The organism is Streptomyces sp. Ru62 (genome assembly GCF_002920615.1).
GTDB lineage: Bacteria > Actinomycetota > Actinomycetes > Streptomycetales > Streptomycetaceae > Streptomyces.
In genome coordinates, this window is the sequence record NZ_PQSU01000039.1 from 12,810 (window position 1) to 24,990 (window position 12,181).

The 12,181-nt window shown below is 72.2% G+C and carries 13 protein-coding genes; 8 read left to right on the top strand and 5 right to left on the bottom strand.

Annotation, left to right across the window (positions count from 1 at the left end):
* Nucleotides 1-56 precede the first annotated feature (56 nt).
* The gene (locus C3492_RS37200) at nucleotides 57-518 is read right to left on the bottom strand and encodes a DUF4442 domain-containing protein (RefSeq protein ID WP_181140750.1); all 462 of its coding nucleotides are present in this window, start codon (nucleotides 516-518) and stop codon (nucleotides 57-59) included.
* A gap of 61 nt (nucleotides 519-579) precedes the next feature.
* Between C3492_RS37200 and C3492_RS37205 the strand changes: the two genes are divergently transcribed.
* On the top strand, nucleotides 580-1,674 hold the full coding sequence (locus C3492_RS37205) for a hypothetical protein (protein ID WP_103817031.1): 1,095 nt from the start codon (nucleotides 580-582) through the stop codon (nucleotides 1,672-1,674).
* 60 nt (nucleotides 1,675-1,734) lie between these two features.
* On the top strand, nucleotides 1,735-3,033 hold the full coding sequence (locus tag C3492_RS37210) for an MFS transporter (RefSeq protein ID WP_103817032.1): 1,299 nt from the start codon (nucleotides 1,735-1,737) through the stop codon (nucleotides 3,031-3,033).
* On the opposite strand, the gene C3492_RS37215 is transcribed toward C3492_RS37210, so the two are convergent.
* Complete coding sequence (locus C3492_RS37215; protein WP_103817033.1) at nucleotides 2,995-3,840, bottom strand: spermidine synthase; 846 nt, start codon at nucleotides 3,838-3,840, stop codon at nucleotides 2,995-2,997. The two genes, C3492_RS37210 and C3492_RS37215, sit on opposite strands and share 39 nt — an antisense overlap.
* Before the next feature lie 60 nt (nucleotides 3,841-3,900).
* Nucleotides 3,901-5,070 (bottom strand): elongation factor Tu, encoded by a 1,170-nt coding sequence (gene tuf / locus C3492_RS37220; protein WP_103817034.1) that lies wholly within the window; start codon nucleotides 5,068-5,070, stop codon nucleotides 3,901-3,903.
* Between the two features lie 374 nt (nucleotides 5,071-5,444).
* Here tuf and C3492_RS37225 point away from each other — a divergent pair, with 374 nt between their 5' ends.
* Nucleotides 5,445-6,596, top strand: a complete 1,152-nt coding sequence (locus tag C3492_RS37225) for a glutathione-independent formaldehyde dehydrogenase (protein WP_103817087.1) — start codon at nucleotides 5,445-5,447, stop codon at nucleotides 6,594-6,596.
* 159 nt (nucleotides 6,597-6,755) lie between these two features.
* Nucleotides 6,756-7,523 (top strand): TVP38/TMEM64 family protein, encoded by a 768-nt coding sequence (locus C3492_RS37230; protein WP_103817035.1) that lies wholly within the window; start codon nucleotides 6,756-6,758, stop codon nucleotides 7,521-7,523.
* 307 nt (nucleotides 7,524-7,830) lie between these two features.
* On the opposite strand, the gene C3492_RS37235 is transcribed toward C3492_RS37230, so the two are convergent.
* Nucleotides 7,831-9,000 (bottom strand): thiolase family protein, encoded by a 1,170-nt coding sequence (locus C3492_RS37235; RefSeq protein ID WP_103817036.1) that lies wholly within the window; start codon nucleotides 8,998-9,000, stop codon nucleotides 7,831-7,833.
* 106 nt (nucleotides 9,001-9,106) lie between these two features.
* Between C3492_RS37235 and C3492_RS37240 the strand changes: the two genes are divergently transcribed.
* The 3 genes from C3492_RS37240 (at nucleotide 9,107) to C3492_RS37250 (ending at nucleotide 10,924) form a co-directional block, all read left to right on the top strand.
* Nucleotides 9,107-9,577: a helix-turn-helix domain-containing protein gene (locus tag C3492_RS37240; RefSeq protein WP_103817037.1), complete on the top strand. Its 471-nt coding sequence runs from the start codon at nucleotides 9,107-9,109 to the stop codon at nucleotides 9,575-9,577.
* 96 nt (nucleotides 9,578-9,673) lie between these two features.
* A complete protein-coding gene (locus tag C3492_RS37245) occupies nucleotides 9,674-10,549 on the top strand; it encodes an undecaprenyl-diphosphate phosphatase (RefSeq protein ID WP_103817038.1) in 876 nt (291 codons plus the stop codon).
* Between the two features lie 195 nt (nucleotides 10,550-10,744).
* Nucleotides 10,745-10,924: a hypothetical protein gene (locus tag C3492_RS37250; protein ID WP_103817039.1), complete on the top strand. Its 180-nt coding sequence runs from the start codon at nucleotides 10,745-10,747 to the stop codon at nucleotides 10,922-10,924.
* Nucleotides 10,925-10,962: 38 nt separating this feature from the next.
* Here the strand turns inward: C3492_RS37250 and C3492_RS37255 are convergent, their stop codons facing one another.
* Nucleotides 10,963-11,583 carry a DUF4291 domain-containing protein gene (locus C3492_RS37255; protein WP_103817040.1) on the bottom strand — a complete coding sequence of 207 codons (621 nt, stop codon included), beginning with the start codon at nucleotides 11,581-11,583 and terminating at the stop codon, nucleotides 10,963-10,965.
* 95 nt (nucleotides 11,584-11,678) lie between these two features.
* Here C3492_RS37255 and C3492_RS37260 point away from each other — a divergent pair, with 95 nt between their 5' ends.
* Nucleotides 11,679-12,143 carry a nuclear transport factor 2 family protein gene (locus tag C3492_RS37260; protein WP_181140751.1) on the top strand — a complete coding sequence of 155 codons (465 nt, stop codon included), beginning with the start codon at nucleotides 11,679-11,681 and terminating at the stop codon, nucleotides 12,141-12,143.
* The last annotated feature ends 38 nt before the right edge of the window (nucleotides 12,144-12,181 follow it).

Genomic DNA, 12,181 nt, shown 5'->3' on the forward strand with positions numbered 1-12,181 from the left:
CGATCAGCCGCGCGACCGGCGCCCTGCTCCGGCATGCCGGGAGCGGGGCGCGGGGCTCACTTCTGCCGGTCGTTCGGGCGGAGGGTCCACACGACGGTCATCTCGCCGGTCACGGCACCGTCCGCGCGCCGGATCTCGACCGACACCGGGAACTCGGGGCGCTGTCCGGCGTCCAGTTCGGCGACGACCTCGGCGGCCGGGCGGCCCAGCGTCGCCGTGGCGGTGACGACGCCCATGGCCAGCTTCTTGTAGGCGATCTCCGCCCGTACGGCGAGCGGCACGGCGCGCGAGAGCTGGTCCCCGAAGGCGGCCAGCACGATGGCACCGCTGGCCGACTCCCCGAGGGTGAACATCGCACCGGCGTGCGGGCCGCCCACGTGGTTGTGGTACGCGCTCTGGTCCGGCAGGCGGACCACGGCCTTGTCGGGCGCGGTCTGAAGGAACTCCAGGTTGAGGGTCCGGGCCATGGGCACGGTGGCGGCGAGCATGTCGCCGATCGACATCTGGTCTGCGCTCATGACCAGCATGTTACTCACGAGTAGCCGAGCCTGACCAGGGAAGCCACTAGGGTTACTGGCCATGTGGCCAGATCAGCAGCCGCCAGGGGGCGCGCCCAACCCGCAGCAGAACCAGCAGAACCAGCAGAACAACCCGTATCAGCAGCCCGGTTACCAGCAGCCGAACCCGTACCAGCAGCCCGGCTACCAGCAGTACCCGCAGGCCGAGCCCTACGGTCAGCAGCCGCAGACGGGCCCCTACGGACAGCAGCCGCAGGCCGGCCCGTACGGACAGCAGCCGCAGTGGGGGCAGCCGGGGCAGCCCCCCGGCGCGCCCGTGCCCCAGCCCCCGCAGGGCGGTGGCGGCCGCACCAAGCTCGTCGCGATCGTCGCGGCCACGGCGGTCGTCGTCACCGCCGCCGTGACCGGCTATCTGGTCCTGGGCGGTTCGAAGGACGATGAGGCGGACAACGGCAAGGGCGGACAGCACACGAGCCCGTCGCCGACGGCCACCGGGCCCGCCTCGCCCACGTCGTCCGCGAGCGGCGACCCGCGCGGCAACGAGACCGAGGAGCCGACCGTGGCGGGCTGGAAGGTCGTGGTCAACCCCAAGTACGGCACGGCCTTCGACGTACCCGCCGACTGGGAGGTGGAGCGGCCCGGCGTCTTCTCCTTCTTCGAGGACGAGACGAAGGGCGACGGCTCCGCCTACATCGGCTTCTCCGGCACCACGTTCCTGAAGCCGGACTACTGCACCTCCGAGGAGAACGGCACCAAGGAGTCGCACGCGCTCGCGGCCGGCGGCACGAAGGGCGAGAACGGCGCCAAGGACACCGCGAGCATCGCCCGCGGCGACTCGGCCACCTTCGCCTTCGGCGGCTACACCGACCAGTCCGAGGCCGCCAAGAAGTACCTGCGCATCGGCAAGGCGAAGTCCTTCACTACGGCGTCGGGCGTGAAGGGCAGCGTCGCGACGTCGTACGTCATCGGCGTGCCGAAGAAGAACAAGTGCGACACCGACGGCAAGGCCACCACGTTCGCCTTCAAGAACTCCACGGGCAGCTTCGTCTCGTGGACGTTCTACGGCGCGAAGGGCGTCAAGGACGAGGTGCCCGACGCGACGATGAACAAGATCCTCAGCACGGTACGGCTGCACGGCGACCCGATCGCGGAATGACCCCCACGACGTCCGCAAACCCACTTGGCACAGCGGGAGCCGGGCGGGGACAGTCGGCCGGTGACGCAGACCTCCGGCTCCCCCGCCCGCCCCCGTCGACCAGCCTGGGCGGGTCGCAACTACTCCCTGCTGACCGCGGCCGCGATCGTGACGAGCCTCGGCGCGAACGGCTCACTGATCGCCGCCGCGTTCGCCGTGCTGGAGTCGGGCGGCGACGGCGGGGACGTCGGCCTGGTGGCCGCGTCCCGCACCCTGCCGCTGGTGGTCTTCCTGCTCATCGGCGGCGCGGTCGCGGACCGGCTTCCCCGGCACCGGGTGATGGTCGCCGCCAACACGCTCAACTGTCTCTCCCAGGCGGCGTTCGCGGCCCTGGTCCTCGCCGGTGAGCCCCGGCTGTGGCAGATGATGCTGCTCACCGCGCTCGGCGGCACCGGTCAGGCGTTCTTCGGCCCCGCCGCGGAGGGCATGCTGATGTCCTCCGTGGAGGGCGAACAGGCGGGCCGGGCGTTCGCCGTCTTCCGCATGGCCACCCAGGGCGCGGCCCTCGGCGGTGCGGCACTGGGCGGCGCCCTGGTCGCGGCCGTCGGCCCCGGCTGGGTGCTCGCCCTCGACGCGGCGGCCTTCGCCGTCGCCGCCGCACTGCGCTCCTTCCTCGACGTCGGCCACATCCGGCCGCGCGCGCCGGGCGGGGGCATGCTGGCCGATCTCCGCGAGGGATGGCGGGAGTTCACCGGCCGGCCCTGGCTGTGGGGCATCGTCGTGCAGTTCTCGATCGCCAACGCGGTGGTCGGCGCGGCCGACGCGGTCTACGGCCCCCTCGTCGCCCGGGACAGCCTGGGCGGCGCGGGCCCCTGGGGCCTGGCCCTGGCCGCGTTCGGAGCGGGCACGGTGGCCGGTGCCCTGCTGATGACCCGCTGGAAGCCCCGCCGTCTGCTGCTCGCCGGCACGCTGTGCGTCTTCCCGCTGGCCCTGCCGGGGGCCGCGCTGGCCGTGCCGGTGCCGGCGGGCGTGCTGTACGGGGTGATGTTCGTCGCGGGTACGACGGTGGAGGTGTTCGGCGTCTCCTGGATGACCGCGCTGCACCAGGAGATCCCCGAGGACAAGCTCTCCCGGGTCTCGGCCTACGACTGGTTCGGCTCGGTCTCCCTCATGCCGCTCGCCACGGCCCTGGCCGGCCCGGCCGAGGACGCCGTCGGCCGCACGGCCGCCCTGTGGGGCTGCGCCGGTCTGGTGGTCCTGGTCACCGTCCTGGTGCTGCTGGTCCCGGACGTCCGGGATCTCACCCGCCGCACGCATCCGGTCGCCGGTTCCCCGGCGCCGTCAGCCGATGCCGAACGCCCCGTCGGGGGGCTCGGGTGAGGGTACGGCGTCGGCCTCCTCGACCGGCCGCGCCGCACCGATGAACTCCCGCACCGCCGCGCCGTGTTCGACCCGCGCCGGGAAGGCGTCCGCCGCGGCGCGCCGGGCCGGCGCGGCGGTGTCCAGCGACCGGTGCGAGGCCACGACCACCGCGTTCCCGAACCGCCGCCCGCGCAGTACGGCCGGCTCCGCGATCAGCGCCAGCTCCTCGAACACGGCGGCCAGCGTGGCCAGTTGGGACCGGAGGAACGCGAACGGCGCGGCGTCCGCGAGGTTGGCCAGGTACACCCCGCCGTCCCGCAGCACCCGCTCGGCCTCACGGACGTAGGCGAGCGTGGTCAGGTGCGCCGGCACCCGGGACCCGCCGAACACATCGGCGACCAGCACATCGGCGTGGTCGTCCGGCGCGCCCTCCAGCCAGGCCCGGGCATCGGCCGCGTGCAGCGTGATGCCGGAGCCCTCCGGCAGCGGCAGCCGCTCGGTGACCAGCTCCAGCAGTCCCCGGTCGGCCTCGACCACGTCCTGCCGTGAGCCGGGCCGGGTGGCGGCGAGGTACCGGGGAAGCGTGAGCGCTCCCCCGCCCAGGTGCACCGCGTCCACCGCCCGGCCGGCCTCGGCGACGGTGTCCAGGACGTATCCCAGCCGCCGCGCGTACTCGAACTCCAGGTACTGCGGATCGTCGAGGTCGACGTACGACTGCGGTGCCCCGTCGACCGTGAGCAGCCAGGCCCGCTCACGGTCGACATCGGGCATCAGCTTGGCGGTGCCGTGGTCGGTGGTGCGGGTGACGGGTATCGATGCGTTCACCTCTCCATTGTCGGCGTCCGCATCCCCGCACCCGTTCGCCCCGGCGCCTCCCGCGCCCGCTCACCCCACGGCGACGACGGTCCCCGCTCCCACGGTCCGCCCGCCCTCACGGATCGCGAAGCCGAGCCCCGGCTCCAACGGCACCTCCCGGCCCAGCTCGACGCTCATCTCGACCGTGTCCCCGGGCCGGGCCACGGCCACCTCGCCGAGGTCCACGGCGCCCACGACGTCCGCGGTCCTGATGTAGAACTGCGGCCGGTAGCCGCTGACGACCGGCGTCGTACGACCCCCTTCACGCGCGGACAGCACGTACACCCGCGCCGTGAACCGCCGGCTCGGCACCACACTGCCCGGCGCCGCGACCACGTGCCCGCGCCGGACGGCGTCCCGGGGCACCCCGCGCAGCAGCAGCGCCACGTTGTCGCCGGCCTGCGCCTCCTCCATCGGCTTGCCGAAGGTCTCGATGCCGGTGACCACGGTCTCGGTGTCCGCGCCCAGCACCGCCACCCGGTCGCCCAGCCGGAGGGTCCCGCGCTCCACGGCCCCGGTCACGACCGTGCCCCGCCCGGTGATGGTGAGCACGTTCTCGACCGGCAGCAGGAACGGCGCGTCCAGGTACCGCTCCGGCATGGGCACGTAGGTGTCCACCGCATCGAGCAGCGCCTCGACGGACGCCGTCCAGCGCGGGTCGCCCTCCAGGGCCCTCAGCCCGGAGACGCGGACGACGGGTACGGCGTCGCCCGGGTACCCCTGGGTGGTGAGCAGGTCGCGGACCTCCAGTTCGACCAGGTCGGTCAGCTCCTCGTCCCCGGCGTCGGCCTTGTTCAGCGCGACCACGATGTGGTTGACGCCGACCTGCCGGGCGAGCAGGACGTGTTCGGCGGTCTGCGGCATGATCCCGTCGAGCGCGGAGACGACCAGGATGGCCCCGTCGAGCTGGGCGGCTCCGGTGACCATGTTCTTGACGTAGTCGGCGTGGCCCGGCATGTCGACGTGGGCGTAGTGCCGGGTGTCGGTCTCGTACTCGACGTGGGCGATGTTGATGGTGATGCCGCGGGCGGCCTCCTCCGGGGCGCGGTCGATGCGGTCGAACGGTACGAAGGTGCCGGTGCCGCGCTCGGCGAGGACCTTGGTGATGGCGGCGGTCAGGGTGGTCTTGCCGTGGTCGACGTGACCCATGGTGCCGATGTTCAGGTGCGGTTTGGTGCGCACGTAGGCCGTTTTGGACATGGCTGTACCTCGAAGCCTCTCAGCCGTGACAGAAGACGCGGGACCCCGGGAACCGGCCGACCCTCCCCCTGCGGGGTCCGCCGGACGATCCGGAGAGGGTCAGCTTCGGGCGCCGTCGACGGCGGCCACGAGGTGCGGGACGGCAGCCTTCGGAGCACCCGCGACGGCGGATGCTGCGACGAGGAAGGCATACCGGAACATGCCGTCGATCATCGCCGACGGCATGTTCCGGCGTCGAATGGTTTTCGGGCGTCGTTCGCTTCCGCGATTTCGATGCTCGATGCATCGATCAATCTCGACGTGGCTTGCGGCCCCTTCCGTAGGGGCGTTCCCTGGAATACAGGGGGGTGACGCTCGACGCGGAGGTGACAGACGTGAAAGCCGTCGTCTACGAAGAGCCCTTCAGCGTGGTGGTGAAGGAGGTCCAGGACCCTCAGATCCAGCACCCCAACGACGTCCTCGTACGGGTCACGTCGACCGCCATATGCGGGTCCGACCTGCACATGTACGAGGGCCGCACGGCGGCCGAGGCGGGCATCGTCTTCGGACACGAGAACCTGGGCATCGTCGAGGAGGTCGGCGACGGCGTGACCTCCCTGTCCGAGGGTGACCGCGTCGTGATGCCCTTCAACGTCGCCTGCGGATTCTGCAAGAACTGTCTCGTCGGGAAGACCGGGTTCTGCCTCACGGTCAACCCCGGATTCGCCGGCGGGGCCTACGGCTATGTGGCGATGGGGCCGTTCATCGGCGGCCAGGCCGAGCGGCTGCGGGTGCCGTACGCCGACTTCAACTGCCTGAAGCTGCCCCCGGGCGAGGAGTTCGAGACGGACTTCGTGCTGCTCGCCGACATCTTCCCGACCGGCTATCACGGTTGCGAACTCGCCCAGGTGTCCCCCGGTGAGTCCGTGGCCGTCTACGGCGCCGGGCCGGTGGGCCTGATGGCCGCCTACTCGGCGCTGCTGCGCGGTGCGGCGAAGGTCTTCTCCGTCGACCGGGTGCCCGAGCGGCTGGCCAAGGCGGAGGAGATCGGAGCCATCCCCATCGACTTCACCAAGGGCGACCCGGCGGAACAGATCAAGGAACAGACCGGAGGTGAGGGAACCGACAAGGGCGTCGACGCCGTCGGCTACCAGGCCCAGGCCCACGACGCCAGCCACGAGGAACCCGCCATCGTCCTCAACGAGTTGGTCGAGACGGTACGGCCGACGGGCATGCTCGGCGTACCGGGTCTGTACGTGCCGTCGGACCCCGGCGGCCCCGACGAGCACGCCAAGCACGGTCAGCTGCTGGTCTCCATCGGCCGGATGTTCGAGAAGGGCCAGCAGATGGGCACCGGTCAGTGCAACGTCAAGCGGTACAACCGCCAGCTGCGCGACATGATCATCGCCGGGCGGGCCAAGCCCAGTTTCGTGGTCTCCCACGAGCTGCCGCTGGACCAGGCGCCGCAGGCGTACGAGAAGTTCGACAAGCGGATCGAGGGCTACACCAAGGTGGTCCTGCACCCCGGTCACGCTCTGGCCGCATGAGGCACGCGGCCCGGCCCGCCGCGTGAGGCACGGGTCCAGGCGTCACGAACGCCTGGACCCCTTCTCGTTCGGCTTCCCGTTCACCGCCCTCCGGGCGCTGTGACCGTCATGGGACACAGCTGACGGCGATCACACACGTTCGTCGGTTAATGTCAACGGATGCTCGATGCCAACCGCTCTGGCACCGCCACGGCCTCTCCCCGGGCCGCCGCCCAGGAGCTCGTCGCCCCCGCTCTTCCCCTGCGCCCACCGGGATCGGCCGCTCGCTGCACCCGCGTGCTGCTGTCCCCGTACACACGGCTGTCGCTGTTGGTCGCCCTGCTGGTGGGTGCCGGCGCGTGCGTGCTGCTCTTCGAGCCGCAGCGGCTGCTGACGCACGGCTGGCCGCCGCAGCTCGGCGGGGCCGCGGCGGCCGTCGTGTTCGCCGCGGCGTACGGGCTGTGCACCGTGGCGTTCGTGCCGCGCCCCTTGCTGAACCTGGCCGCGGGCGCGCTGTTCGGCTCGCAGGTGGGGCTGGCGACGGCGCTGACGGGCACGGTGCTCGGGGCCGGGGTGGCCTTCGGACTGGGCCGGCTGCTCGGGCAGGACGCGTTGCGCCCGCTGCTGCGGGGACGCTGGCTGCGGGCGGCCGACGGACAGCTCAGCCGGCACGGGTTCCGGTCCATGCTGGCCCTGCGGCTCTTCCCGGGAGTGCCGTTCTGGGCGGCGAACTACTGCGCCGCCGTCTCCCGCATGGGCTGGCTGCCCTTCCTGCTGGCCACCGGTCTCGGCTCGATCCCGAACACCGCCGCCTACGCCGTCGCCGGCGCCCGCGCCTCCGCGCCGACCTCTCCCGCCTTCCTGATCGCGATGGCCTGCATCGCCGTACCCGCACTGGCGGGCACGGTGGTGGCCTGGCGCAAGCGCCACCACCTGCGCGACCGCTGAACGGCGGCACCCGTCCACCGGGAAGCGCCTTCCGCGTGGTCCGGCACCGTCACCGTGCCCGGCACGCCCACCGCGCCACTCCCGCCCCGATGTGAGCGGGCCACGGCGGGCGCAGGCCGCGCGCATGGCGCCGGGCACCCCGGTGGCGGCCCTGGATGACCACCGGCGGCCCCTGCGACACCGCGAGGACGTCCGCCCGAACGACGAGGGCAGGAAGCCGACGTCCGGGCGGAGTGCGCCCCGGGGGGCGACGTGGCGCGGTTCGGCGCTGGCCTGTCCCTGTCCGGCCCCCGGCGGGAGCCCGGGCTCAGACGCCTTCCAGGATCATCGCGTTGGCGAGTCCGCCCGCCTCGCACATGGTCTGCAGGGCGTAGCGGGCGCCGCGTTCGCGCATCGCGTGGACCAGGGTCGTGGTCAGTCGGGTGCCGCTGGCGCCGAGGGGGTGCCCGAGGGCGATGGCGCCGCCGTGCACGTTGACCTTGGCGAGGTCGGCGCCGGTCTCCTGCTGCCAGGCGAGCACCACGCTGGAGAAGGCCTCGTTGACCTCGAACAGGTCGATGTCGTCCAGCTTCAGCCCGGCCCGGCGCAGCACCTTCTCGGTGGCCGGGACGACCCCGGTGAGCATGAGCAGCGGGTCGGAGCCGGTCACGGCGAAGCTGTGGAGGCGGGCGAGCGGGCGCAGGCCGAGCCGGGCCGCGGTGTCGCTGGAGGTGATCAGCACGGCCGAGGCACCGTCGTTGATGGGGCTGGCGTTGCCCGCGGTGACGTTCCACTCGATCTGCGGGAAGCGCTCGGCGAAGCCGGGGTCGTAGTACGCGGGCTTGAGTCCGGCGAGGATCTCCGGGGTGCTGTCCGGGCGGACGCACTCGTCGCGGGCGACGCCGTCGAGCGGGGCGACCTCGGCGTCGAACAGCCCGGCCCGCCACGCGGCGGCGGCCTTGTGGTGCGAGGAGACGGCGAACTCGTCCATCCGCGCGCGTGTGAGGGACCACTTGGCGGCGATGAGTTCGGCGCTGATCCCCTGCGGGACCAGGCCGTCCGGGTAGCGCTCGGCGACACCGGGCCCGAACGGGTCCTTGCCCTCGGGCACGTTGGACCACATCGGCACCCGGCTCATCGACTCCACGCCGCAGGCGACGACGAGGTCGTACGCGCCCGAGATCACGCCCTGTGCGGCGAAGTGGACGGCCTGCTGGGAGGAGCCGCACTGGCGGTCCACGGTGGTCGCCGGGACGGACTCGGGGAGGCCGGCGGCGAGCGCGGCGTACCGGGTGGTGTTCATGGCCTGCTCGCCGACCTGGTCGACGGTGCCGCCGATCACGTCGTCGATCAGCGCCGGGTCGACGCCGGAGCGCTCGACCAGGGTGCGCAGGGTGTGGGCGAGGAGTTGCACGGGGTGGACGTGGGCGAGGGAGCCGTTCGGCTTGCCCTTGCCGACGGGGGTGCGTACGGCTTCGACGATGACCGCGTCTCGCATGGCGCCGGCCTCCAGCTTGATCGGACGAGTTACCGGTGAGTAGGAAATCTGGATCCACCATAACCCCTAGGGTTGGAAATTCAAACCCTCCTCTAGACTGGGCCGCATGGCCGCCACGAAGGACTCGCGCCCCTGCTCCATCGCCGACGCCCTCACGGTCGTCGGCGAGAAGTACTCCCTGCTCGTCCTGCGGGAGGTGTGCCTGGGCAACGGCCGCTTCGACCAGCTCGTGCGCAACATCGGCGCCCCGCGCGACATCCTGTCCACCCGGCTGCGCCGCCTCGTGGAGGCCGGCATCCTCACCAAGCGCCTCTACAGCGAGCGCCCCCAGCGCTTCGAGTACCGGCCCACGCAGGCCGGGCTGGAACTGGAGCCCGTCCTGATGACCCTCAAGGAGTGGGGCGACCGGCATCTCCGCAAGGGCGTCGACCTGCCCATGGTCGTCGAGCACAGCTGCGGCGAGGAACTGGTGCCGGTGGTCACCTGCCAGGCCTGCGGCGACCCCGTGCGCCACGCGGACCTGACGGCCCGTCCGCAGACCCCGGGCTGGACCGTCACCGGGCCGTCGGCCGCGTAGGAGGGACCTCGCCGCCGCGCTGTCGGCGGGGCCCGCTACGCTTCCTCCGTCACATGATCACCTCTTCATCCCTCAGCGCTTGGACGCCATACCTTCATGTCTTGGTTTGAATCCCTCGTCCTCGGACTCGTCCAGGGGCTGACCGAGTTCCTGCCCGTCTCCTCCAGCGCGCACCTGCGGCTGACCGCGGCGTTCTCCGGCTGGAAGGACCCGGGGGCGGCCTTCACGGCCATCACGCAGATCGGCACGGAGACCGCGGTCCTCATCTACTTCCGCAAGGACATCGGCCGGATCATCTCGTCCTGGTTCCGCTCGCTGTTCGACAGGACGATGCGGCACAACCACGACGCGCAGATGGGCTGGCTGGTGATCGTCGGCTCCATCCCGATCGGGGTGCTGGGCGTGACGCTGAAGGACCAGATCGAGGGGCCGTTCCGCGATCTGCGGATCACCGCCACCATGCTCATCGTCATCGGCGTGATCATCGGCATCGCCGACCGGATGGCGGCCCGCGACGAGACCGGCGGCCGGCACCGGGCGCCCAAGCAGCGCAAGTCGCTGGAGAACCTCGGTGTCAAGGACGGCCTGATCTTCGGCCTCTGCCAGGCCTGCGCCCTCATCCCCGGCGTCTCCCGCTCCGGCGCGACCATCAGCGGCGGCCTGTTCATGGGCTACCGGCGCGAGGCCGCGGCCCGCTACTCCTTCCTGCTCGCCATCCCGGCCGTCCTCGCCTCCGGCGCCTTCGAGGTGAAGGACTCGCTCGGCGAGGGCCATGTGGACTGGCCGCCCACCCTGTTCGCGACGGTGATCGCGTTCGCCTCGGGATACGCGGTCATCGCGTGGTTCATGAAGTGGATCTCCAACAAGAGCTTCATGCCGTTCGTCTGGTACCGCATCGCCCTCGGTGTGGTGATCATCGCCCTGGTCGGCGCCGGCGCGTTGAGCCCGCACGCGGCGGAGTCGGCGGGCTGACGGCCCGGGCCACCACCTCTGTTTCGGACATCTTCGCGCCCGCGGCGGCCCGCCCACGACCTGGGCAACGCCCCGCGGGCGCCGGGCTGTTCGCGGCCACGAACGGATGACCGGCCGCGGCCGGTGACCAACCCCATACGTTCTGCGTAGCCGCGCGGTAGCGCACCGTCAGCCCTTGCCCCTAGGCTGGTCGGCATGTCCCCCCAATCCCCGTCCCCTGGTTCCGTGCGCTCCGCTGCCGAGGTGAACGAGCAGATCCGGGCGCTGTGGCTGCGTGCGGGCGGCACCCTTTCGGCCCAGGAGCGCGAGGAGTACGAGCTGTTGGTGATCGAGTGGGCCGAGGCGATCCGCGGTCAGGTCATCGAGGCGGCCTGACCCGGCCCGGCGCACCCCGCCGGCACCCCGGCGTCGCCCTAGGCCCGCAGGTGCGCCAGCACCTCGTCGGCCACCGGATACGGCCGCTCCTTCGGCAGCAGCCCATTCGCCCGCTCCAGCTCCCCCGCCCGCACCAGCCCGTGGATCTCCGTGGCCAGTGGCGTGACGTCCTCGATGCCGACGATCCACTCGTCCGCGTACCGGGCCGCCGCCTCCCCGGCGAGGCCGAGCTGCAACGACCGGTACGGCAGCGGGTCGAGGCGCAGGTCCCGCTCCGGGTCCCACTGCACCCGGGCCGGGCAGCGCGCCATCTCCGCCTTCCAGGCGGCCCGGTCCGCGTGCAGCGCGGGCACGTAGTGGGACAGGCAGGCGTGGCGCAGGGCCCACTCGAAGCCGTCCCGGCCGATCTCGACGGCCAGGACCGTCTCCTGGTTCTCCTTGGTGCCCCAGCCGCAGCGGTACATCATCCACAGGAACGACGGCTTGATCCACGTCATCCGGTCCCGGTTCCAGGCGGACGGAAATCGTCCGGTGCGGGCGGCGGCACGGCCGATCCCGGGGCGGTAGGCCTGGTAGACGGTGACCGTGGTCTCCGTGTGCCGGGCGCGGACGCCGAACCTGGGGTCGGTGCCGGTGAGTTGCTCGTTCTGTTCGTTCACCGTTCAAGGTTCGGCCGCGTGCCCCGTCCGGCACCACCGAATATTCACCCCGCACACCTCTTGGCTCCGCGCCCGCCGTGCCCAACACTGTGCCGATGACCCAGCGTGCGGAGTTCGCGACCGTGAGGGACCGCCTGGCCGTGGACGACCTGGTCACCGCGTACGCGGTGGCGGTGGACGACGGCGACTGGACGGGGTACCGAGGGCTGTTCACGGCGGACGGACGCGCCGACTACCGCTCGGCGGGCGGCATCGAGGGCGACGCCGGCCGGGTCGCCGCCTGGCTCGCCGAGAGCCTGACCCTGTTCGCCGTGCGCCAGCACCTGATCGTCAACCGGCAGGTCCGCTTCGGCATCCTGGACCAGGACACCGGCGACACCGCCCGCGTCCGCGCCGACTACCTCAACCCCATGCGCTGCACCGGGCCCGACGGCTCGGCCACCCCGGATCTGGTGTGCGGCGGCCGCTACGACTTCGGGCTCCTGCGCACCGCCGAGGGCTGGCGCCTGAGCGAGGTCGTCGTGCACGAGAAGTGGCGCCGCGGGCCGGGCGCTCCCTGACGCCGCGACGCCGCGCGCCCCTGCGCGGTGCGGGGCCG